The 24,817-nt window shown below is 44.8% G+C and carries 13 protein-coding genes; 4 read left to right on the top strand and 9 right to left on the bottom strand.

Annotated features, from left to right (window positions below):
- Nucleotides 1-211: 211 nt before the first annotated feature.
- The 3 genes from AC3RV5_RS18310 to AC3RV5_RS18320 all read right to left on the bottom strand — a co-directional run bounded on the left by AC3RV5_RS18310 (nucleotide 212) and on the right by AC3RV5_RS18320 (nucleotide 5,431).
- On the bottom strand, nucleotides 212-2,278 hold the full coding sequence (locus AC3RV5_RS18310; RefSeq protein WP_489729018.1) for a catalase: 2,067 nt from the start codon (nucleotides 2,276-2,278) through the stop codon (nucleotides 212-214).
- 757 nt (nucleotides 2,279-3,035) lie between these two features.
- Nucleotides 3,036-4,775, bottom strand: a complete 1,740-nt coding sequence (locus AC3RV5_RS18315; protein WP_489729019.1) for an acyl-CoA dehydrogenase family protein — start codon at nucleotides 4,773-4,775, stop codon at nucleotides 3,036-3,038.
- Nucleotides 4,772-5,431 carry a TetR/AcrR family transcriptional regulator gene (locus AC3RV5_RS18320; RefSeq protein WP_489729020.1) on the bottom strand — a complete coding sequence of 220 codons (660 nt, stop codon included), beginning with the start codon at nucleotides 5,429-5,431 and terminating at the stop codon, nucleotides 4,772-4,774. Before AC3RV5_RS18320 ends, AC3RV5_RS18315 begins: the two co-directional genes overlap by 4 nt.
- A gap of 444 nt (nucleotides 5,432-5,875) precedes the next feature.
- Here AC3RV5_RS18320 and yegD point away from each other — a divergent pair, with 444 nt between their 5' ends.
- A complete protein-coding gene (gene yegD, locus AC3RV5_RS18325) occupies nucleotides 5,876-7,294 on the top strand; it encodes a molecular chaperone (RefSeq protein ID WP_489729021.1) in 1,419 nt (472 codons plus the stop codon).
- 129 nt (nucleotides 7,295-7,423) lie between these two features.
- On the opposite strand, the gene AC3RV5_RS18330 is transcribed toward yegD, so the two are convergent.
- From AC3RV5_RS18330 to AC3RV5_RS18350, 5 genes are all read right to left on the bottom strand, one after another.
- On the bottom strand, nucleotides 7,424-9,709 hold the full coding sequence (locus AC3RV5_RS18330) for a trypsin-like serine peptidase (RefSeq protein ID WP_489729022.1): 2,286 nt from the start codon (nucleotides 9,707-9,709) through the stop codon (nucleotides 7,424-7,426).
- Between the two features lie 608 nt (nucleotides 9,710-10,317).
- Nucleotides 10,318-12,789 carry a bifunctional diguanylate cyclase/phosphodiesterase gene (locus AC3RV5_RS18335; protein WP_489729023.1) on the bottom strand — a complete coding sequence of 824 codons (2,472 nt, stop codon included), beginning with the start codon at nucleotides 12,787-12,789 and terminating at the stop codon, nucleotides 10,318-10,320.
- A gap of 11 nt (nucleotides 12,790-12,800) precedes the next feature.
- The gene (locus tag AC3RV5_RS18340; protein ID WP_489729024.1) at nucleotides 12,801-13,844 is read right to left on the bottom strand and encodes an ABC transporter substrate-binding protein; all 1,044 of its coding nucleotides are present in this window, start codon (nucleotides 13,842-13,844) and stop codon (nucleotides 12,801-12,803) included.
- 195 nt (nucleotides 13,845-14,039) lie between these two features.
- The gene (locus tag AC3RV5_RS18345) at nucleotides 14,040-14,711 is read right to left on the bottom strand and encodes a TorF family putative porin (RefSeq protein WP_489729025.1); all 672 of its coding nucleotides are present in this window, start codon (nucleotides 14,709-14,711) and stop codon (nucleotides 14,040-14,042) included.
- Between the two features lie 287 nt (nucleotides 14,712-14,998).
- Entirely contained in the window at nucleotides 14,999-15,199 is a 201-nt protein-coding gene (locus AC3RV5_RS18350; RefSeq protein ID WP_489729026.1) for a hypothetical protein, read from the bottom strand.
- A gap of 924 nt (nucleotides 15,200-16,123) precedes the next feature.
- Here AC3RV5_RS18350 and AC3RV5_RS18355 point away from each other — a divergent pair.
- Nucleotides 16,124-17,635, top strand: a complete 1,512-nt coding sequence (locus AC3RV5_RS18355) for a DUF4397 domain-containing protein (protein WP_489729027.1) — start codon at nucleotides 16,124-16,126, stop codon at nucleotides 17,633-17,635.
- A 210-nt stretch (nucleotides 17,636-17,845) separates the two neighbouring features.
- The gene (locus tag AC3RV5_RS18360; RefSeq protein ID WP_489729028.1) at nucleotides 17,846-19,519 is read left to right on the top strand and encodes a DUF3466 family protein; all 1,674 of its coding nucleotides are present in this window, start codon (nucleotides 17,846-17,848) and stop codon (nucleotides 19,517-19,519) included.
- 187 nt (nucleotides 19,520-19,706) lie between these two features.
- On the opposite strand, the gene putA is transcribed toward AC3RV5_RS18360, so the two are convergent.
- Nucleotides 19,707-23,498 (bottom strand): bifunctional proline dehydrogenase/L-glutamate gamma-semialdehyde dehydrogenase PutA, encoded by a 3,792-nt coding sequence (gene putA / locus AC3RV5_RS18365; protein WP_489729029.1) that lies wholly within the window; start codon nucleotides 23,496-23,498, stop codon nucleotides 19,707-19,709.
- Between the two features lie 598 nt (nucleotides 23,499-24,096).
- Here putA and AC3RV5_RS18370 point away from each other — a divergent pair.
- The gene (locus AC3RV5_RS18370) at nucleotides 24,097-24,693 is read left to right on the top strand and encodes a hypothetical protein (protein ID WP_489729030.1); all 597 of its coding nucleotides are present in this window, start codon (nucleotides 24,097-24,099) and stop codon (nucleotides 24,691-24,693) included.
- The last annotated feature ends 124 nt before the right edge of the window (nucleotides 24,694-24,817 follow it).

Raw genomic sequence — 24,817 nt, forward strand, 5'->3', positions numbered from 1 at the left:
ACTGGCAAAAACGACAGTCAGGCTTAAAACGTAAAAGAGGAGCGCCGAATCGTGTTTGCTTGTAGCCTTGTTTGTGCAAACGCAGCTATTAACTATCAGCGCGCCAAGGGCAACTTAATTTAACCGAAGTCGCTTAGCAGTGGCATATATAAATGGCCGTTTTTATCCGGCCACTTCAACGTTAAAGAGCTAATTCTTGACCACCCAAATCTTACCTTGCCCAGTAACGCAAACCGCGTAGGGATTTTATAAAGGATTGCCCCGAACATTTATCGAGATCAATCCATCCCTTGTCCATCTTGTTATCCAGGGCCGCAGCTTCGAATAACGCCATAGCAGCCCCTGTGTAACCGATAAACTTCATGTGGGCGTGGGCATCATTAACAAAATCTTTCGCCTCTGGCACCTTAGAAAGGGATTTTGCCCCATCCTCGCTCAATAGCACTAATACGGCATCGTACAATACAGAAGGGCCGCCATTGATTAATTGCTGGGCAGGAATATGGTTACCTTTCGCACAAGTGACGCCACCGACCTGGGGCGCGATGACTTCATAGTTCGCCCCTTCCTTTTTCAGTGCATCAGTGACGGATTTAAAGAGTCCCGTATCCAGGCCATCGGAAACTAAAATTCCCAATTTACGGCCTTTAAAGGTGTCAGGAGCATTTTTTAACATGCTTAATGCATCTGAAACCGGCAAGTCATCACGCGTTGGCATAGCTGCCTCGGCTGCAACTGGCATGTCTTTTAAACCAAGGCCATTTCCCACCTCCGTGGCCAACGTTTTATCAATGTTCAGCAGATGGGAGACCAGACGCTCACGAATAGATAAATGTTCAACTTTAGACAGCTCAAATACCAAGGCACTTTGCATGTGTTTTTGTTCCACCTCAGTTTGACTAATATAGAATTGGCGAGCCTGGCTGTAGTGATCTGCAAAGGTCTCTGAACGATAACGCAGTTTGTCACCGCTTAAAGGTTCGGATGAGCTCCGGTAGCCGTCTTCAGGGCAAGCACGAGGGTTATGCTCGCTTCCTTCCCATGAATTCGGCTCGTAATTCACCCGGCCCTTTGGATTTTGCATGGCCATATGGCCGTCTTGTTGAAAATGGCGCATGGGGCATTTGGGAGCATTCACCGGTATATGAGTAAAGTTAGGCCCGCCAAGCCGCTTGACCTGGGTATCCAGATAAGAAAAATTACGCCCTTGCAGCAAGGGATCCGGGGTAAAATCAATGCCCGGCACGATGTTTTGAGTACAAAAGGCTACCTGCTCGGTTTCGGCGAAGAAGTTATCAACCACACGGTCAAGCACCATGCGCCCAACAATTTTCACCGGCACTTGTTCCTCAGGGATAAGTTTAGTGGCATCGAATACATCGAACTCAAAGTCGTCGGCAAATTGCTGATCAAACACCTGCAAACCTAGTTCCCACTCAGGGTAGTCTCCCTCTTGGATCGCTTGCCACATATCGCGACGATGAAAATCAGGATCCGCGCCATTTATTTTAAGCGCTTCGTTCCACACCACTGACTGCATGCCACCTTTAGGTTTCCAATGGAACTTAACGAATTTTTCGTCACCCTTGGCATTAATAAATTTAAAGGTGTGCACACCAAAGCCTTCCATAAAACGTAAAGAGCGGGGGATGGCGCGATCAGACATGATCCACATCACCATGTGCATGGATTCTGGCGATAAACTGATGAAGTCCCAAAAATTATCATGAGCAGTTTGCGCCTGGGGAAAGCCACGATCGGGCTCCGCTTTAGCCGCATGGACCAAATCCGGAAACTTCATGGCATCTTGAATAAAAAACACCGGTATATTATTGCCAACCAGGTCCCAATTGCCCTCCTGGGTATAAAATTTAACTGCGAAACCCCGAACATCCCGGGCCAAGTCCGGTGATCCTTTATTGCCCGCCACAGTGGAAATGCGTGTAAAAACCGGTGTTTTTTCACCTTTACGCTGGAAAATATCCGCAGACGTAATATCTGCTAGGGATTCGTAAGCTTCGAAATAACCATGAGCCCCATAACCTCTGGCGTGAACCACACGCTCCGGAATACGCTCATGGTCGAAATGAAATAATTTTTCTCTGAGTACATGATCTTCCATCAAAACCGGACCGCGGGCACCGGCCTTAAGGGAATTCTGATCATCACTGACAGGACACCCCTGGGCAGTGGTCATGGTTGGATGAGAATCAGAAGCCGGTTGGTGAAGTTCGCCGCCCTTGCCTTTATTCCCTTTATACTTAAATGATTCAGTCATAATAACTCCGTGGTTGTTATTGATTATAAGTAGATGTTGGTTCAGGCGAACTACGCTGAATCTATAAAGGCAGCAATAATAGCGCCAATTGGGCATGGTGCTAATCAGTGCGGAAAATCAGGAAACTGCTGGGAACTAAAGGCCGTGCAGGTAAATATTTACTTCGTCTATGTAATATTTACGCCCTGTATTTACCCACAACACATTAGCGGGCCAAAGGTGTTGAGTGATTTAACAACTGTTGTCTGCATTGCATTATGCTGTTTGTAGTTGCGAATATTCGGGCAACGGAGAGTTTGTTTGAACCTGCTGGTATTTTATTGACCTAGCGTTTGAGCCTGAGCCTATTTGTCGGTTTTTAATAGGTAATCGAACAGCGCTAAGGTGATGTTGAAATAGGCTTGGTGTGTGATTTTAGGCTCGTGGTGCTGGAAATGACGCCGAGGTAATCGCCCTAACCCCGTCAGTGTGCTAAGCCAATGCTCAGCGGACAGATGATAATCCCGCCTCCCGCCCAGGCCCAGCCAGTACTAGATAACATACTTAGCAAAATTGCCAAAACCTAAAGTGGCTGCTAACACTAACGCTTCACTGCCTGTCCAGTGGTTAACCTGCAGTACACAAACCACCAGGGCACACAGCCCAAAGGTGAACATAAAACCGGCATGTAAACTGACCAGATAGGTGCGGCTGATGTTTTGCCGATGCCTGCTTAGTTATTATCGCTAAAATTTGCTTTTTCTATATGGCTTGCCCCCTAACCTACTCTGGCCATGGCCCGCTCAATAATAGCTTTTACATCTATCCCCGGGGGTAAGGTACCTAACTGCAAACCGGCGTCGTTTTCAATTCTGGAGCGAATAAAAGCCTGGGCCACTATAGGATCTCCCTGACTGAGTAGCAAGGAAGCCTGCCAGGCTTTGGCCATTTTTTCCACTAACGAGCGGGCCCGACATTCCATATTTTGATTGTCAGCAAAGGCCTGTTTTAGCTGGTCGATGTAGTTATCCAGTGGTTGATTCTGGCCTCGAGCACGGTCTATTTCGCTAAAAAATGCCTCGGTGGTACACGGATCCTTTTGCAGCGCACGCAATACATCCAGACACTGAACGTTGCCCGAGCCTTCCCAAATGGCATTAACTGGTGCTTCACGATACAAACGCGCCAGTACATTGTCTTCCACCAAACCTACCCCGCCGATACATTCCATGGCTTCCACATGGTGCATGGCAGTACGTTTGCAGATCCAGTATTTGCCTACTGCAGTAGCCACCCGACTGAAACGCAGCTCGTGTTGATAATTGTCTTGCTCGGGGGTGGCATCCAGGGCATGGGCGATACGCAGGGTGATGGCCAGGGCGGCCTCGGCTTCAATGGCTAAATCCGCCAATACATTTTGCATCAAAGGTTGCTCGTGCAGAGGTTTACCAAAGACGTGGCGTCCTCCGGTATGGTGAATGGCCTGGGCTGTCGCTAAACGCATAGCGGAAGACGAGCCCACCATGCAATCGAAACGGGTCATGGCAACCATTTCGATTATAGTCGCCACCCCTCGCCCTTGTGCCCCAATCATCCAGGCCAGGGCACCACGGTATTCCACTTCCGATGAGGCGTTAGACACGTTGCCCATCTTGTCTTTGAGGCGCTGGATATACATTTGGTTTTTTTGTCCATCTGGCCGCCAGCGAGGCAATAAAAAACACGATAAACGGGGTTTGCTGTCAGCGCCCTGCCCTGGGTTTTCCACATAGGCCAACACCAAAAATGCGTCACACATAGGGGCAGAACAAAACCACTTATGGCCCACGATCGAATATTCCTTGCCCGGGCCCCCCTTGTCTACCGGATAAGCTTTAGTGGTATTGGCACGTACATCTGAACCTCCTTGTTTTTCAGTCATGGCCATACCAATCGTCAGCCCCTGCTTTTCATAAAAGGGAATATTGCGCCCGTCGTAAAGGTTAGCGGTGATCTTGGGTAACCACTGGTCGGCGATATCGGGTTGCTGCTTAATGGCTGGCACCGAGGCAAATGTCATGGTCAGGGGGCAGCCGGTGCCCGGATCGGCTTGCGTATGTAAATACTCCAGAGCAGCCCTCGCCACATGCGCTCCCGGGCGCGGATGGGCCCAGGGTAAAGAATGATGCCCGGCTTCGATGGCGGCCTGCATCAGCTGATGATAGGCCGGATGAAAATCAACCTGATCGATACGCCGACCAAAACGATCATGGCTGTTAAATTCCGGTTTATGTTTGTTGGCTAAAAACCCCGCGCTCAGTAATTCGTGCCCTACCCTGTGGCCGTAGCGGCGCAATAATTCGTCGGCCCAGTCAACATTAAATTGTTGCAGCCAGTATTTGAGCACCCCATCTGCCTCATAAGCATTATATTGCTCCAGCGGAGTGGGTTGATTAAACACCTCATGGGTATCCCCTAATTGCTGGGACTGAGGATTTTGGTTATGGTGTGGGGTTGGAGTATTTGCAGCATCATTCATTTTAGTGGCTCCAGACCAACCAATCGACACACCAAATGGCTGGCTATTGTAATAAATTCTGGCACGCTAAATTGCCCCGTCTGTATGTGTATTAATGGTTCGCTACTCTTGTCACTTTGGGCCCTAAGTTGGGTTAGCGGCCCGACCAGGATCTCTGACAATAAACCCACTATGGCCGCGGCGCTGATCCCGGGGCTCAGAGCCGACAACTCGCCATTGGCCATGCCTTCGACAATCAGCTGTTCAAAAATTTCCGCATAAGCAAAACGAAAGATCAGCCGTTGCTGTTCAACCTGGGGATCTACCGGCTCGGCAATCAATGCATAGGCTAATCGCCGACTTCGCAGCGCCCTGCCACTAAAAACCTGACAAGTGTTTTGTAGACGTGTTGCCACCAACCCCGGCTGGATGGCTACCTGGGCAATCATTTGTACTTCGTGTTCTGTGCAGTACTTAAAGATCTGTACCAACAACTCAGATTTAGATGGAAAGTGGCGATAGATAGTGCCAATGGCGATACCTGAACGTTGGGCAACCAGCGACATAGACACCGCGCTGAACCCGTCACTGACCACTATAGCTTTCGCCTCATTAACTATACGCTGACGAATACTGGACTTTTTTGCCAGGGTATTTTCAGTTGCCCGGTAAGCCACCTGTCCTCCTATTATTTGTTCATCACAACTTTGTCACACTCAAATTCATCCTCGGCGTTTAAAGATATGTTCAGCGTCGCCAATAGAACAAGTGAAGCACCATTCACTTGTTAAGACAAGCGCAAATATTAGACAAAAACACGGGTGAGAAATTATAAATAATCTGCTCGCTGGTGGAACGTAATGCGTTTTTATGGACTAGCTGCCTGGCATCCCGATAGCAGCCGACTCGAACAGGTTTAACCTAAATTGTTGCTACTTTCGCCTGAAACCGGTGAAATTAACTCTGCTGCTTTGCTCTGCCAAGATACAATCATGCCAAACGTTGCGGCTGAATCAAACGAAGTCAGTGCTGCTATCTATTTAGCAACAAAAAAATAACAATTTGATCCAACCCTTTAGCTTAAAATGGCGGTTGATACTTTTTTCCACAGGATAACTTGCATGTACGCAGGCCTAGATTTCGGCACCTCTAACTGTTCAATCGGCATCATGCACAATGACCGGCCCGAGTTGATCCCGCTGGAAGATGGCAAAACCAGACTGCCCTCTGCGCTTTTTATCGAGCACGAAATCATTCAACCTGTGCCCATTTCAGCGGCGGCGTTGGCAGCCAAAGTGGTTAGCATAAAATCCTCAGCCGGGCATTTAAGTGAAGCTGAACTGGTCAATATTGCGCGCAAACAATTGAAGAAGGAGCACCGCCAAAGCGCGGTTAGCCATCAACGCGCACGAAGCATAATCGAAGCCTTGCGCGCCAACGGCGAAGTGATTTTTGGTGAGGAGGCGGAGCTCACCCATATCGCCGATCCCGAGAGCGGCTTTTATATCAAATCCCCCAAATCATTCTTGGGTGCTGATATCAGTGCTGCCCAACAACAAGTGTTTACCAGCATAGTGGAAAAAATGCTGGCCTTTATCAAACAAGAAGGCCAACAGATGAAACAAATTGAACTGGAACAAGTGGTCATCGGCCGGCCAGTGAATTTTCACGGTCTGCTGGGCAAAGATGGCAATAGCCAGGCGCTGGGCATAATCGAGCGTGCGGCCAAAACGGTTGGCTTTAAACACATTGAATTTTTAATGGAGCCTGTGGCGGCAGCTTACGATTACGAAAGGCAACTCGATACTGATAAATTGGTGCTTATTTTGGATCTGGGGGGCGGTACCACTGATTGCTCCATGATCAAGGTGGGCCCACGTTATGCTCCGTTGCTGGATCGTCAGGCCTGTATTTTAAGCCATACCGGCAAGCGTATAGGCGGCATCGACTTGGATAACAAATTAGCCCTGATGGCGCTGATGCCGCATTTTGGTAAAAATGCGATGTTAAGCAACGGATTGCCAGTGCCAAATAACTTATTCACCCAAGCGGTAAGTGTAAACGATGTCAGTGCCCAACAAGAATTCAACACTTTACGCACCGGCAAAGAACTGGCCAGCTATTGCACTATGACCACCGACCCTAGACTGCAACGCCTGAAAACCTTGCGGGACGAAAAGCTTGGCCTACGAGTCAGCAGAAGCGCCGAGTTGGCCAAGATTAAGCTATCGGATCAATCTTTCATTGAACTGCCGTTAGATTATATTGAAGCAGATTTCAATGTGCCCATCAGCCGCACACAATTAAGCGAAGCTATCGCCGACGAACTGTACAAATTTGAATTACTGATGAAAGAGGCAGTAAAACAGGCCGGTATCCGACCTGAAGTATTGTATGTCACCGGGGGAACCGCCATGTCACCGGTTGTGCAAAACTGGATATATTCGGTGTTCCCCGACATAGAAATCATCATCGGTGATCACTTTGGCAGTGTTACATCTGGGCTAGTGACCCATGCAGATAGATTATTTAGAGTATGATGACGGGGCAGGCACAGATATGGCCTGCCGCCACTGCCATCGATTGCATGTTTTTCAGGTGTCTTGCAACGCCCTACAATTTTGCGCTGTTTAAATTACAACTTGTGTTACCAAATAGCCTCCCTGTGATTAAAGAGCATTCGATTCATCCTTGCCATTGATTTTGCACCAAGAAGGCAATATTCCGGCCCTACCAGGTTTGCAGTTTTCACCATAAACAGTTTGTAAGCTGCGTAAATAAGTTTGTGCAAAACCGCGTTCGCCAGTCACCCGCACGTCAAACACACATTCTTGTCTGGTCTGGCGATCGGGAATTTCTTGGCAGGCTTGCTGTGCATCGGCCAAATCAATCGGTTCTACTGGCTTAACATCTGGCACAACACAAGAGCCCCTTTCGCCTGGCCATGAATTGATAGTAAAATCTGCAGTTGACGTTCCTGGTGCATAGTCAAATAAGCTCGAGGTATTGCTGACCCGCCAAGCCGCGCCAAATTTTTCGTAAAGGCCGACATATCGATCATGCAGGGAAGCAGGCATTGACCCCATCTGCGTACCATCAGGCAGGTTGGAAAGCCAGTTACCGCCGGGAATAGGCGCATTTAGCCCACCTAACTGGTTTTCGCTATCATTCAACGATGCCCCTGGAGCAGTATTAACCGCTTGTCGTAGCACGCTGATATTCAGATACCACTTACTCTGTGAAGTCCACCAACCTGGGGTGACTAATAGCCTGTACTTGTCAGGAAATTCTATGTCAATGCCTCCAGGGGTGCCTGTTTTGGAGATCCGACCACCATCGCTTAGGTCGATAGCGTCGTTAAGTGTTGTCAGTTCACCGTCTATGTGCAGTTGCAGACCACTTGGATCAGGCTCGCCGTTTAGGTTTGGCTGATAGGTAATTCGGTTTTTACCGATTTTGGCAGCGACAGCGGTGTTTAAGCTAACGCAAGTTGCCAGTCCATGATACGGGTTGGCTCCGGGGGTAAAAGTGGTCGAGATGGCAGCTTGGCGTACTTGTATTTCAGCGCCGTTGGGGTCGCGTAGTGCAACAAACTCGCCGGCACCTTGAAAGTCATAGTGCGTGCCGTCCATAGTGGTGATATGGGGATCACCATTCAAAGTTGTCACCCCTGTCGCGCCCGGATCGAGCCAATTACTTAACCTTGTGGCGTCGGTGCCACCGCCAGCCCAACTAACACTGAGCTTACCATACCAGTCGTCGGTGACTGAGCTGCAACTAGCATTCCCGCCATGCAGCTGACCTATACACAGCTTTGACGAAGCGTTCCACAGGCATGAGCCCGATGAGCCTCCTTCTGTTGTTCCATCTTCCCAATCGTCTACCCGCCAATGATTGGCTGATGCATTTACCGCGGAAGAGAAATAATTTGTACTGGTAACGGCATTTGTATTGAAGGAGATAGCTTTCTCGTCAGCCGAAGGATGATGAATGGCAACCGTTGAGGCTGGCGCGTTTGTGCTTCTGTCCCAACCAGTATAGAAGACGTTGGAGGCAGCACTTGGTAAGGCGGACAATTCAACTAACAAGAAATCACTTGGCGCATTGGAGGCGCGAAAAATCGAGCCGCTCTGGTTGTCGGCCAAACTGCCACCGCCAAGATCACCACAATTGGGCGACTCAAAGTTCCAGTAAAAAACCAATGTGTCATCATTTGCCGCGCTAACACCACAGTGGTTGGCGCTGAGGAAATAAGGCGTGAAGTCCACGGAAGTATTGTTGACCAATTGTCCGGTACAGGCAGAACCACCTATGGTATAGCGCGCCACCGAGCGGATCTGATCGCGCCAGGGGTCACCCTCTGGACAAATCACATCGTTATTACACGAGCCACTTTTCTCGCCTCCGCCCTTACCAAAACTCCGGTAGCCCTGGATGACCTGGGTGATTTCCAACGCTACCTGCTCAGAACCCGAGGGTACAAAGAGCTCAACCACAATCTCATCACTTTCCACCATCGCGGTCCATAATCTGCCTTTGTTGCTTCGATTGTCGGAGGTGTATGGCCCTTGCTCCTGAGATTGGTTGAGATCGTAGATTTTTAATACTGCGTGTTTGGGTAAGTCAAAGCGCGTGATACCAAGACTATGACTGACCGCTCCAGGTGAATGGATCCTGAGCCGCCACATTCGTCCATCTTGTATAGGTTGCCAAGTGCCTGAGTTTTCTAGGTTGAAAGAGACTTTTTCGATGGTGGCATAACGCATCGGCCCTGGACGTTTAGGATCCTTGTGCTGCTCAAGGTCTTCTTTGATCAGCGACTCGACATTAACCGAAGACAATACTTTTCGATCGATTTTTTCGAGCGAAGTGTCCGTCGACTGGACAGCATTGGGTGTTCTGGAGCAGCTTGTGGCGATAACTAGTAAGGCAATAATTAGCAATGCATTCTTCATGATCCTATCCTTTTCAAGGTCAAATGAATTTATGATGCACGAATTACGACTCGACTACGGACGTCCGAATTGAAATTGGGTAGCACTAAGAAGCTTGGTATAAAAAATTACACCGGTCAACAACAATTCACATGAACATATATGAATAAAAAGTATAAAAATTAATCATGTTCATTGCTTATAACATAAAACTTGTTTTCAGATAAAAACAGCCAGATCTTGTTGGCGTGATCGCCTAAGGAGTCAAAGCTCACCTGGTTTGACCAATCGATAACTCAAATGCTTATACGTGAAGTCTGCAGATTCAGGCACCATCTAGTGGTGCAGTAGATTGAATTTGAAATAGCCATAAACCGAAACCCGTATTTCGCCTGTTATATCAGACTTGAGCGGTATCACAGTTTGGGTTTCACAAAAAACGGTGAACCAATAATATTATTGGCCTGCAGCTTCCTTCAGTACTAAAACGCTGGGGGTAATTAGCCTAGAAGGCTTAGAACAGCCCTGTTGCACCTAAGGTGTAAGTCTATGGTAAGAGTGCTCTATATTGCTATCAAAAGCTGCAACCGGTGCCCAATTACTGTTACCGTTACTGAAATGTTTAGCATTTAGCTTTTAAATGCGCATATGACCGCAAGTTTATTCAGCATGTTTTTGATATATTCATCTGCATCATTTTCCCCCATAGGACGGGCATAATAATACCCTTGAGCATGGTCACATTGCGATAACAGTATCAATTCGTGTTGTTCAGCCATCTCAATCCCCTCGGCCACCGTTACTAATCGAAGTTTTTTGGCAAGCTGGATGATAGCTTCAAATACATTGGCGCTATCTTCGTTGCTGGTGATATCAGAGATAAAAGATTGATCAATTTTTAAGATATCTATTGGTAACGAACGTAAGTGGCTCAGTGAAGAATACCCCGTGCCGAAATCATCTAATGCAATACGCACACCTAGCGCTCTTATTTCATTTAATTTAACGATTGCCTGGGCTTCGTCTTGTAACAATGCAGATTCTGTTATTTCTATCTCCAAGTATCGACCTGAGATCCCATTGGTAACAAGCGCAATCTCAATCTCTCGCACTAAGTCAGCACGGTGCAATTGAATGGTTGACACATTGACGGCTAATCTAAAATCGTCAAAACCCAGTTCAATCCAGTGTTTGATCTTTATACATGCTTGGTTCAATACCCAATGGCCGATTTGAAGGATTTGTAAATTAGCTTCTGCGATGGGAATAAACCTGCTAGGGGCCACAGTTCCAAGGTCTTTATTATTCCATCTCAACAATGCTTCAAAACCGTCAACAGAATAATCACTGATCTTCATTCTTGGTTGAAAATGCAAGCTCAACTCACCGTTTTTTTCCGCATTTCGAAGCGCAGTTTCCAGTGTCTGTCTCTCGAGAGCTTCTATGTTCATTTCTTGATTAAAAAATGTGTAACAGTTTTTGCCATTACGCTTCGCTTCATACATGGCTAAATCTGCATTTTTAAGTAAGTCTTTCGGCGTTACGCCATCATCTGGAAATATTGCTACGCCGATACTTGCACCCACATTGATCTCTTTTCCTGCAATTAAAAATGGGCTAGATAATGATTTAATAACCCTGGAAAGAGGCTTTTCTAATAAATTCGACTGACTTACATCGGAAATTAAAATGGTAAACTCATCTCCACCGAGCCTCGCTATGACTGACTGATGGTCAGTATTTGAAGAATCGTTCCTGGTGATAAAGTCTTCTATCCGTAGATTGCGCTTAATTCGAGTAGCCGCCTCAATCAACAATTCATCGCCATGATCATGACCTAACGTATCATTCACATTCTTGAAATTATCTAAATCAAGAAAAATAAGTGCAAACTTCGACGATGTGCGATTCGCTCGGGAGGTAGCTTTTTCAAGCTCAGATTGGAAAGATAGTCTATTTGGCAGGCCTGTAAGCTCATCGAAATAAGCGAGCTTTTCTATTTTTTGTTTGTTATCTTGAATTTTGCCACGCATTTCAACGATGGATTTAGAAAGATCACTCAGCTCGTCGTGTCGAGAGTTAAATAATACATCTGAATCTAATACACCGTCCGCAATTTCTTTCACCAATGTCTGTATTAAGTAAATCGGTCTGAGTAGCAGACCTTTAATATATAAAAAGCTCATGAAAAAAATAAAAAGAATGATAGCTGTCAAAAAAAACATCATTTTCCAGGCTAAATCGTTCGCAGACTGATGGAATATGGTCGTTGGCACAGCCCCAAATAATTTGAAATCGAAAGCCAAAGGCACAGTGGTCAGGTAGTAGGATTTATCAGAATCATTTATATAGAAAAAATTATTCGTAGCTGGTGCAATGGTTAATTTTTTCGATTCAGAATTAATTTCATAGTCCCCACCACTGAATAATACAGTGGATTGAGGGTCAGCAACGAGAATAAAGCTCTCCTCAGGTGGAGTAATGCTCTGTAATACATTTTCGATATAGTCTAAATAAAGTGACAAGGTAAAAAAATTTCTTTTAACAACATCCTTACCATATGCGGCACTAAACTTCGGCTGAAATGAAATGGGAAGGCCCAGTGTTAATATATATCGGCCTGTAGTTTTCTCTTGTTCTACATGCACCAAAATATCATCGTTTACAGTCGCGGACAGGGTTTTGTAAAATGTCCAGTCTGATACATCAAACTCCACTTGGGCATTCTGTCGATTGTCGACAGTTGAATCTACTTCTCCGTTTTCCAAAATCAGTTTCATCGAAAAATAATCGGGGTAAACGTATTGATACTCTCTGAGCTGTCGAATCAAAGACGGCTGCAACAAAACATAACGTTCTTCTTCCCGCATTATATAGTTTTGCAGCAAGCGGGAGCTGGCAAACAAACGTAAATTGGTTTCTGCCGTATTTATTTTTTCATTGATGGATGGCGCAAGGGATTTAGAGATATCAGAAATACTGCTTATTAATGACGTTTTGGTTGTGTCTGATATGTAAAAATAAGCGACCCCACCAAGGATAAGAACCGGCAAGGTAACGATGAGAAGCAAGGGTCCAAATAGTTTGTGTTGGAGTCTCATTTAAACTCGGCTTAATGAGTAATATTTATGAAGGTTGTATTGTACATACTTGCAGCTCTGGGGCTTAGTGGTTGCAAAAACTCAGACCTGTCGATTAGTTCTTGTGGAGGATATATGAGTGGATTAGATAAATGCTCTTCGCTCATATATTTTTCAGCCGTTTTATTCGTACTTGCTGACCCTAATTTTTCTGCCATAAAAGCTGCACGTTTAGGGTCGTTGATAAAATTAATAAACTTAAATGCCGCTTTCTTGTTTTCACTCGACTGGAATACGCCGATAAAATCTGTCCAAAGCTCTGTGCCTTCAGTTGGTACCACGTATTTTATTAAATCTGAGTACTCAGTTAACACCATTGCGTCACTGTTATAACCCAAGGTCATGGCGACTGAACCGCTAATCATTTCTGAATTTTCATCCAAACTGATATATCGATAGGCTCGCACATAGGGACGCTGAGCTTTTAATAGCTTGCCCGCTTCGGTGATGTGTTTTGGTGAATCAGTATTAATCGAATAGTTAAAGGCTAAGAGTGCAGCAGCCATAGAATCTCTGACATCGTTGACCATGATAATTTTACTTTTTAAAGATTCTTCGGGCTTTAGTAACGCCATCCAACTAGTAACCGGTTCTTTTACCAAATCGTCCCGATAAATTATGCCTAAAGTTCCCCAAAATAACGGGGCGGATTTTGTACGGATTTTGGGAGAGCCGTGCAACCAACGGGCATCGATATGTTGGATGTTTTTAAAATGCTCTGGCGGTATTTCAGCTAATAAGTTTCCTTTGTCGGCGTATTGGTTAAAACTGAATCGGCTGCCGATAATCAAGTCCATACCCTTTCCCTGGGTGGAATAAATGAGTTCGTCTTTTAGATCATCGGTTTCATAATACACTTGGGTCACGCGGTAACCGGTTTCCTGAAAAAACGCTTCGAGGATCTCCTCGGGCATATACTCTTCCCAATTATAAAGAACCAGCTCTCTTTCCGAGTTTTGCGCGCAAGTGTTGAACGTGATGAATAAAAACAACATAGCTGAATAAAAAAATTTCATGGTTTTCCCGAAGTGACGGCATAGCTGGGTGGCAACCTAATAAACTAGCATTGCATCTAGTTATCAACAATTAGATTAAAGTCTATATAGGGAACCAACGATGGTTGTATCTAAACTAAGTGAAGTAAATAACATTTGCTGTCATGTATACTTTTTGAATTCAAGAACTCCGGTACATCAAAAAGATGTCGGCCATTAAAAATAGACGAAAATGCCGGCAAAGAGGGTTCCTTCGGCACCCGCTTCATCGAATTCATGATCGGAGTAACCAAAGTTTACGTTCCATTGCTCAGATACACCGTAGGTCAATGTAACACTATAATCGTAATACTGATCATCTCCATCGTCGTTGATGCCGTAATGCGCTTCAGCAGTCCACTGTTCGTTAAGCGGGTAGTGACCATTTAATTCAAGATAGTCAGTGTCCAGATCTTGGTCGTAATGGTAATTCAAATCGAACAATTCATGGCCTAATCCAACTTTCCACTCTAATGAACTGTCTGATTCTCCGGTATATTGATAACTTGTTACAGAAGCATCAAGCCAAAAGGCGTCGTTTAGTGAAAATGCGTAACCCAGATACAAATCTACTTCGGCGCCATCATCACCTTCACCAAAATCATACTGAGAAGCCCATGCTCCTGCATAAAATCCGTTTTCATGTTCGTAGTCGAGCCCACCTTGAAAGGCTACATTCTCGTTGTTTAAATCAAACCCGCGCCATAAATATTGGCTAACCAGCGCAGTATTAAAACTTAGTTCATCTTCTGCAAATGCCACTGGCGCAAATGTGAGAGATGCGAAAATCACACTAAGACCAATACTAGTGCCTAGCGTCTTTTTCATTGAGTAACAATTTGTGTTCATAAATATCCCACATCAGATTGAGAAACCTTATACACAAACTGCGTATAAAAATGTTTCTCTCTACCGCGCTGCTTAAATTTCGCACAAAGATAGTGCCAATAAACAGTTTTTACAATAACGAGGTATTATACGACTACAAAGTAAGGTGTTAAAAAACATACCTATTAGGATCTTCAAATTGACGGCTCGATAAGTACTTAAATTACAAATGGCGTACTGTGTCATAAAATAAATTTGTAAAAATGCTCGAATCTATTCTTGACGTTTTTATACCTAAATTCTGAGTTTTATTGAGCCGCACGATAAGCTGTCTGCTCTTTAACTAGCACACCGCCTGGCAAAAAAGCATTGGCTGCTGAATTGTTACTCATTTCAAAAACCATCAAACGACAGATCGCCAGCTTCCTGTTGCTCAATGATTGCTTGCCACTGTAGTGAATAAAGCACTCCCATGGAGAAATCTTTTTGAGCGTAATTTTCAGTGTCATTATTCGAAAATGCTAATTCAACTATGGCACCTTAAAATGAGTATAAAACGCAGTCGCGGCAATACCTGCCGCATTTAGCACCAATTCGCTATTTTGACAATCTGATAAATTAACAAAGACATTGGATCATTGAGTTTAACAGTACGCATATTGCCTTGTACTAATAGCCATTTTAATGACATTTGTTTAATATTGACTTGCTGATTTTTCGCATTTTAAAGATCCCAACGAATTTTATTGGCTGACATATCAACTACGTGACTGCCGTATACCTTAAAGCGGTCAAGGGCGCTGGCAGTAAATACTACTTCGTTGTTCGTTGTAGCAATGGGACCTAGCACATCTGCCACTGGATCCAGACTAATACCCAACAACCCCACACTAAATGCTGAGAATGGAAGCGTTGGAAAAACTCAGCAGCCCAGTCAACATTACTGCACTTTTCTTATTAAATTTTAGTTTCACGTAAAAATATCCCTCTAAATTGAGCCACGCGACATAAGTGGTAATAGATCGAATCGGGGATAGCCGATATACACACCTTGAAAGCCAAAAGCAGACTAAGATGCATTCAATTGATTTTTAAAGATTTTATCTCTTTTTGAAAAATAGAAATGGAGTGAAACGAAATTTATGATGGATAAAATTGAAAAACCAATGGTGGTGGTTGCAATCAAGGTTTTCATTTGCACATGAAATAGGTGTATCCCATTTGCCCGGTTTGGTGACGCAGACGGGGGTTATGCCCGCCGATAAACTTTGAAATGATTTTTTAATGTCAAGAAAGGTAAAGGTTCTGTAAAGACGGGCTTGCCCACTGAACTTAGTATTTTATCCAGTAGTCGGAACCGCCATTGAGCTCAAGCAATGAACGAAAACCCTCATTTTTTGTACAAATACAAACTAAATAAACCTGGAGATACAATGAAGTTCAGTAAAACGTTCCCGAAGATAATTCGATACCCTGTGGTGTATCTGGGCATGATGTTATTCATGTTAAGCGGATGTGGCTCCAGCGACGATGATAGTACGGGATATATCAAGTTCTATAACGCTTCATCCAACGCCCCTAGTGTATTTCTGACCGTCGATGAAAATCTCGATGAAGATGACGATGATGAAGTGGAAGTCACCTATAGCGCAGTAGCGTTTACCAAAATCAGCGCCAACAATGCCTTGGCCTCTGGTAATTATTACGTAGAGCTTGGTTGGCAAGACGAAGAAAGTAGCGACAGAAGTGATCTTGAAGTGGTTTACGAAGACCAAGTCACCATCAAAAATGAAACGATTACCTTTATCGCCTTAACAGGTGATATTCGCGCACCTAACGTGCTCACCTTTGCTATTCCGGTGATCGATGATGACAACGATGACGATGACGACCTGTTTAACCTGCGTTTTTTGAACTTACATACGGATTATCAAACCGTCGATGTGTATATGTCCAAAGACAATGAAACGTTCAACGAAGCACAATTTGTCGCCAGCAGTGACGTAAACAGCCTCACAGACAATATCAAACTCGAGCAAGACCAATATATCTTTTACATCACTGAAACAGGCAGCGACGAAGTGATTTACACTTCAGTCGATCAGTCTTACTCCGTGGTCAGCCAGTATGTCATCGTATTGCGTGGCAATACGGGCGTGGGCTCGTCACCGTTTGCAATCGACAGCATCGGCATTAACGGTGTGACCCAACTTGATGATGTATACTCTGAAGCAACCTTCGGATTTTACAACGCCATCGCCCAAAACGATTATTTAGCGGATTACTACGGGGTGATTAATATAGATGTGAAATTAGACGATGAAAGTGAAGTCGCCATCAACAATTTAATCTATGGTGAATTTAGCCCATCAACCACCACCGCAAATGGAGATTATGCGTTTAGTGTATTAAACGCTTACTCCGACCAAACCTTTATTAACGGTGCGCTTTTGAGTCTGGAAGAAAACGCCGACAACACCATCTTTTTATATGGCAAAACTGATCCGGTGGATGACGATGAAGACCAAGATATTGACGAAAATAGTGACGGTGTAGTGGATAACTACGCTTCTATTGTTAAATCGATGACCATTACCAAAAGCAGCAGCTCTAGCTTGTATAGTCACGGTATCAAGGTAATTAACCTGACAGATTCAGATGACTTTAGCCGCGTTACCTTTTATTTCGTTTTAAACGATGAAATTATCTCCACCGCCGACAATAAACTTTCCGTATTACAAGAAAGTAACGGTTCGGTTTCACTGCTCAACAATACTTACGATGTATACGCAGTAGCGAATATCGACGGCACTGACATCATTTTAGACAGTATGCTGCTTATTCTAAATGAAGACAGCCAAGAGCAATTTTTAATATTTGAACCCAACGGTGCTGCTTCTACGGGCTATCACATCACGCTGGTCAATCAGCGAACAGCAGACTAACCGCTTCGATCTAGACAGCGCCAAGGTGTGCAGTTTACCTAAGCTACGGCGCTGCTTAATTAAATCAAAACCCCTCACTCATTGTTGGTAAACAGCCATGACTATTCTTGTGGACTACCCCACTGGCATAACCAAGGTTAAGCCAGTGGATAAACACATATTTGACGGCGTGGTGAGGGTTATAAAAACCAGGTGCAAGCAGGACTCCCAATGAAAAAAATAAGATTAGCAGCGGCTTTATCCTGCTGCGCGTTGACTACCCCCGCAGCCTATAGCGCGCAATATGAGGTGATTGAGCTTCCTGTAACCCAATTAGGTGAAGACACCTACCCCACAGACATTAATAACGTCGGCGAAATTCCGGTTAATATGTATTCGCAGTACCAGCCCGTTATTGACGTAAATTTAATCGATTTCAACTCCGAGGCAATTGCTTATTATTTAACCAATATTGAAAGTGCCAAAGTAGGCGACTTCAATACCTATGATTACCAAATATTGTATGACTATATTGTGGCTAATACCGAAAATCAGTTCTTTCAGCAAATTGCCAGCCTAAATAGTTACCTAGCCACAGAGTCCAACAGCTCCTTAATACACGGTTTTGATACCATCGACCCTGCCACCAACGAATATCGCAACAGCGCCACCACCCACGTGCGCGCCATTAATACTTTTGGTTATACAGTTGGCCAGAGTTACGACGGCTTTTACACCCTACCTTACGAGACCCAAGACGTGCTTGAGTTGACTTACGTGCTGAATGACTTCTACGCTCGAGGATTTGCGCAAATCGATGGCAAAGTGGTCGAACTGCCGCCACCAGAGGCCACATCAGGTGGATTTAGTGATGCTTATGACATAAATGCCATTAACCAAGTCGTTGGCATAGGCACCACAGGATTGATATCCGACACATTGCAAACAAGCGTTGAAGCCTGCGCAAATCAAGATGAACGGGGGGACCTGCCCGAAGGATCTTGTCTGCGCAGCATAAGCATTACTGCCTATGCAAATATTGACAGCTTGTTTCAAGTGCGCGGTATAATTTGGCAGTTAGACGAGCGCGGCAGTATTACCGATACCTTAACCTTGCCTATGTTGATAACCCCAGAGGCTTCCGACAGCACTGCATATAGCAGCAGCGCTGTGGCCATAAACGACTACGGCATTGCGGTCGGGGGTTCCCCAGACTACTATCAAGATACCGCCTCACTGACCACCGCAGCGGCTATCTATATAGATGATAAAGTGAGCACCATAAACGAAGACGACGACGTTTTTTCAAGTACGGCAATAGACATCAATAATAATAATTTAGTGATCGGTTACGTGACAAAAAGCGTCAACGGTAATACTCGTAACAAGTTTTTTGTACACGACATCGAGGCAGATTTAACCGAATACCCAGGAGATTTTTTTGTAGGTTCATCCAGTATACCCACCGCCATCAACAGCCAAAATATGATTGTAGGTTATGGTGAATACGAAAACACTACCTCGGGGATTCGCCGTACTGAAGGCTTTGTTTACGACTACCGCAACGATATTTTTGCGGGATTAAACAGCTTAATCGAATGTAATAGCCCCTATACTATCGCCCAAGCCAACGGGATCAACGACAACAACGAAATCGTCGCCACCGCTACGGTCACCCGAGCATCGCGGGACATCACAGGAGAAGTGGTATTGGATGAACTAGACGCAGAGTCACAGACGAGCCATGTCGTCGCCGTAAAACTAGTACCTATTTCCGGGGGATCCATAGACAACTGCGACGCCTATGAAGAAGTAGTAGAACGACAAGGCGCGGGAATTTCATGGTTATTATTATTGGGTTTCTTAGGTCTTGTCACCAAGATTAAATCCAAGGAAAAACGTTAACTACAGCTTGACAGATATGAGAGCCCCCTCGCGTCGCCAGCATTTAGATGCAAAAAAAGAAAACCCTGGCTAAAAAGCCAGGGTTATTCAACAAGGTTATTCAACAAGGTTATTCAACAGAGTTATTCAACAAAGTTATTCAACAGTCGGTAACGCGCCTATTGGGGCACTTTATATAGCGGTAATCTTACTCGTCTTCTTCTTCTTCGACCAGCGTCATCAGTGAAGTGTTACCACCAGAAGCCGTGGTATCTATACTGACAGTTTTTTCCGTTAACAAGCGCTGGATCAAGTGATCGTTATACTCAGCGGTAATAACCGGTAATATTGCACCTGTGCGTTTGGCTAACATTTGCACCATATAACTTGAACGATCACTTTTGCTTTCTATTACCACACCTGCCAGTGCTTCTTCACCCAACAACGCTTGTAGGTGATGCAGTTTAGCCACCTGGAATACACCTTCAGGCGCACCGGTGGCAATAAACTGTTCGCGGAATTCAAGCGCTTCAGCGTAAAACAGATCAGACACCACTGAAATTACCACATTGCCCGTTGCCAGAGCGGTCACCACTGAAAGCGTCCAATACTCGAAGGTCACGTCTTTATCGGCGAAACAGACCAAAATCCCCCGGGGTTCCAAATATAAAACATTGGATTCACCGGTTGGGCCAGGCAATACTTTAGGTTTTTTCAGACGTCTTTCAATACTGATCAACTGAGAGCGAGCCGCGGCCAAGGTGGAATTTAGATCTTCGGCCAACTCTTCGACTATGCCTACTTGGGCAATTTTTGCGAGTAATTGACGGACCGATGAGATACGGGTGTTTAAGTCTGTTAACCGCCATTTATGCTCGGTATCACGGGCATTTTTCATAAACTGGATGGCTTGTTGTTTGGCCTCTTCATTACTTTGCAGAGCTTTATCAGTCTTTGGTGACAGCTCAGAAACAGGGCGCGGAGTCGATTTTTCAACCATCAGGCGCGGCAAGTAATTAGGCCCACCGGCTTTAGGCCCGGTACCTGAAAGACCTCGCCCGCCAAAAGGTTGCACCCCCACAATGGCCCCTATCATGTTGCGGTTAACATATACGTTACCTGCACGAGAAAGTTTAATTAGTTCCAGGGCTCTGACATCAATGCGGGTATGAATACCCATGGTTAAACCAAATCCGGTGGAATTGATTTTCTCTACTGTTTTTTCCAAATCTTCGGCTTTGAAGCGCACTATATGTACACAAGGGCCAAATACTTCACGTTTTAGCACCGAGATATCGGCAATTTGATAAAGCTTGGGCGCAAAAAACGTACCTTTATTGGCTGGCACTTTGCACTCATATAACAAGGTCGCATTTTTTTGCATATCTTCGGCATGGGCTTGCAAGTTAGATAAAGCTTTTTGGTCGATGACCGGGCCTATGTCGGTTGCCAAATAGCCAGGATCACCCACACTTAATTCCTTAAGTGCACCGATCAACATTTCAGTGACGGTATCGGCGATCTCTTCTTGTAAAAACAAAACCCTAAGTGCGGAACAGCGCTGGCCAGCGCTCTGAAAGCCCGAGGCGATAACATCGTCAACCACTTGTTCAGGCAAGGCAGTTGAGTCAACTATCATACAGTTTTGACCACCCGTTTCGGCAATCAGAGGGACCTGTTCACCACCTCTTTGTGCCAAGGCGTTAGCAATAACATTACCGGTAACGGTTGAACCGGTAAACATAACGGCTTTGATGCGCTCATCTGGTAACAGGGCTTCGCCCACATCTGGCCCGGATGCAATAACCGCATTCACCACGCCCGCAGGTAAACCAACGTACTCCATTAACTCCAGCGCTCTTAAGGCAATTAAACTGGTTTGCTCAGCGGGTTTGGCAATAACCGTATTACCGGTTACCAGGGCTGCGGCCACTTGGCCTAAAAATATGGCTAAGGGAAAATTCCACGGACTAATACACAACACCACGCCCCGAGGGGCTAATCTGTCATCTTCTGCGAGTTCTTCGGCCCGGGCGGCATAATAGCGGCAAAAATCTACGGCTTCGCGGACTTCGTCTACTCCGTCTGACGTGACCTTTCCTGCTTCTTTTATACACAGGGCGATAAGTTCATCCATATGACGTTCAAGGATATCAGCAGTGCGGCGCAACAGATCGGCTCTTTCGGTCATTGGCGTTTGTGACCAACTGGCAAACGCATTATGGGTCTGTGTTAATTTATCCAACATTTGTTGCTGGGTATCGAACCGATGAAAACCGACTATTTCATCCAAATTGGCTGGATTACGTACCGCATGACAACCTTCAGGCACTTGATCTTCAGTCAGTAAATGTTCTGCACACCAACGGTCAACTGAAACCTTAAGGGGCGTGATCTGATTAATGTCGGTGACATCCAGACCTTTTGAGTTGTCTCTTTCGTTGCCATACAGATTAATCGGTTTTTGAATTTGCTCGTTATATTTGTGTTTTAGCCGTTGGGTTCTCTCAACCGGATCTTCCAGCATAGACTCTACTGGGCGTGTTACGTCGACTATGGCATTGACAAATGAAGAGTTAGCTCCGTTTTCGAGCAGACGGCGAACTAAATAAGCCAATAAATCTTCATGTTCCCCCACAGGGGCGTAAATGCGACATTGAATAGTTTCAACTGTGACGATTTGATCATAAAGACTGTCACCCATACCATGTAGGCATTGAAACTCAAATCCCTCTTTGTCATCACCAGCCAATTCTATAATAACCGCCGCTGTGTAAGCGTTATGAGTAGCGAATTGCGGGTAGATAGTATCGCGATAATCCAATAAACGGTTGGCGCAGGCATGATATGAGACGTCAGTAGACGACTTACGGGTAAACACCGGGAAGTGCTCCAGACCATCTTTTTGGGCATTTTTGATTTCTGTATCCCAATAGGCGCCTTTGACCAGTCGCACCATCATCTTGCGACCGACTTTTTCGGTCAATTCCCGTAACCAGTCGATAACATACAGCGCACGTTTTTGATAAGACTGCACAGCCAAACCAAATCCGTCCCAGTCAGTTAAGTCCGGATCGCTAAATACTTGTTCAATAACATCCAGCGAGATGTCCAGACGTTCTGATTCTTCAGCATCGACGGTCAACCCTATGTCATATTCTTTGGCCAGTAGACACAACTGTTTGAGTTTAGGGGGAATTTCCGCCATAACCCTGTCTCGATGGGTAAATTCATAACGTGGGTGAATGGCAGATAGTTTGACTGAGATCCCGGGGCTTTTTCTGGGGCCTTTACCTTTTGCAGCTTTGCCGATCACTTTTATGGCTTGTGCATACGCATTATAATAATCGTCGGCATCTTTTTGGGTTCTGGCACCTTCACCGAGCATGTCATAAGAATAAACATAACCTTTGCGCTCTTTCTCTTCAGCACGGCGCACCGCATCTTCTATGGTCTCACCCATAACAAACTGTTGGCCCATAACCTTCATGGCTATGTTCATGGCTTTACGAATAACAGGCTCGCCAACCTTACCCAGGGTTTTTTTCAGGAAACCAAATTGATTTTGTTGATTGGCATAATTAACCAAGCCCCCGGTTAATAGCAGGCCCCAAGATGATGCATTAACAAACAATGAGTCGCTGTTGCCTAAATGTGAGCTCCATTGACCTTTGGATAACTTATCGCTGATCAATTTGTCTTGGGTACCTTTGTCCGGTACCCGCAACAACGCTTCTGCCAGGCACATCAATACCACGCCTTCAGCTGAGGATAGGGAGTACTCATTAAGAAGCGCTTCAACGACACCTGTGCCTTCCTGATCATTGCGAATTTGCAGCACCATTTTACGCGCTCGTTCCCAAGCACGGCTGCGGGCACGCATATTAACTTCTGCATCTGGCAGAATATGTTCAACGGCAAGATTTTCATCAATTCGATAAAAATCGCGAATTTTTTGACGAATGGCTGATTCAGTGACTAGGTTACCGTCAAACAACATATGCAACTCCAAATAGCTGGAAAATGAAACTCAAGATATGGTCTTTTTCAAGCCCACTTAATATGCTGCGCAGTATATAGACAGCAACCACTGGCGACAATGTTTGTGGCACCTAAAGTCCCGAAAAATAAGCAAAGTCTGCTGTCCGTTTTTGCACTACGTGTTTACCGCTATTTATAGAGGAAAAGTTGCAGGTTATATAAAGATTAAAATTGATCGTCACCGCGTGTTTTTTCGGTAAGTAATGATTGCTAAAGCGTCAAAAAATAAATAGGTAGGCGCGTTTTAGTCTAAAAAACCGGCTATTTTGGTGACACCCATCCACTTTGTAATATTTAAAACACTTTTAGTAAATTTATTACAAAAATATACAGACCACTTAAATCTATAAACCTAGCATAAAGATATATAAAAAAATAAAATACATATTAAAATCAATAATCTAACCTTAATTAATCTATAAAAATATCGATTTAACATAATATTAATCATTATCCCACACAAAAAAAACAACAAAATTTTGTAATTAAATTACCATTAATTTCAAGAGTGGATCAAAAACTCGCCCGCACACCACAAAACTACCGAGGTCTTGAATATGAAAAAGTTACTTTTATCTGTTGTTGTCGCTACCGCTTGCGCTTGTTTTTCTTTAAATGCTGTCGCCGCTATGCAAGGTGGCAAACAATTTAAACTTGTGGGAGATACTGAATTTGCCGGGTTCTGTAAAGCCATCGTTAGGAACAACGTAGACTTATTCAAAAAGAATGTCGCTCAACAAACGGGTGCACTCACCGTTACTAAAAGCCAGACCTTAGATGCCGTTTTAGACGCAATGATCAGTTCTTGTGCAGATCAAGATTTAGTGACTTTTTCTCAAGAAAGAAATCCCCCTAAGGTATTGTCGCTCATTGATAGCGCTACGGTTCCTGAACAAATCCAACAATCTAAATACAAATTTATTGGCGACAGAAGTTTTGCTAACTTCTGTAAAGCCGCTGTGACTAATAATGTTGACTTATTTAAACACTCAGTAAGAAGCCAAGTAGGTATTTTGGCGGGTACCACAGACGAAGTATTGAGCTTGATACTAGATAGCAACAATGTGACTTGTTCAGGCCAAGGTTTGACGGAGTTCTCTCAGTCTCGCCAAGCGACTGACGTAGCTAACTATATCGGTAACGTGAAAGCGTAATTATTTATCTTATCGTTGAAAAAAGCTACGCATGAAGCGTAGCTTTTTTTATTTGTACTACACCTGTGCGCTAGCCACAAGGTGATGCCCTTTCTATTTTTGCTCGGTGTAATTGCCCGCCTTC

The sequence above is a fragment of the Paraglaciecola sp. IT1134 genome (genome assembly GCF_058068185.1).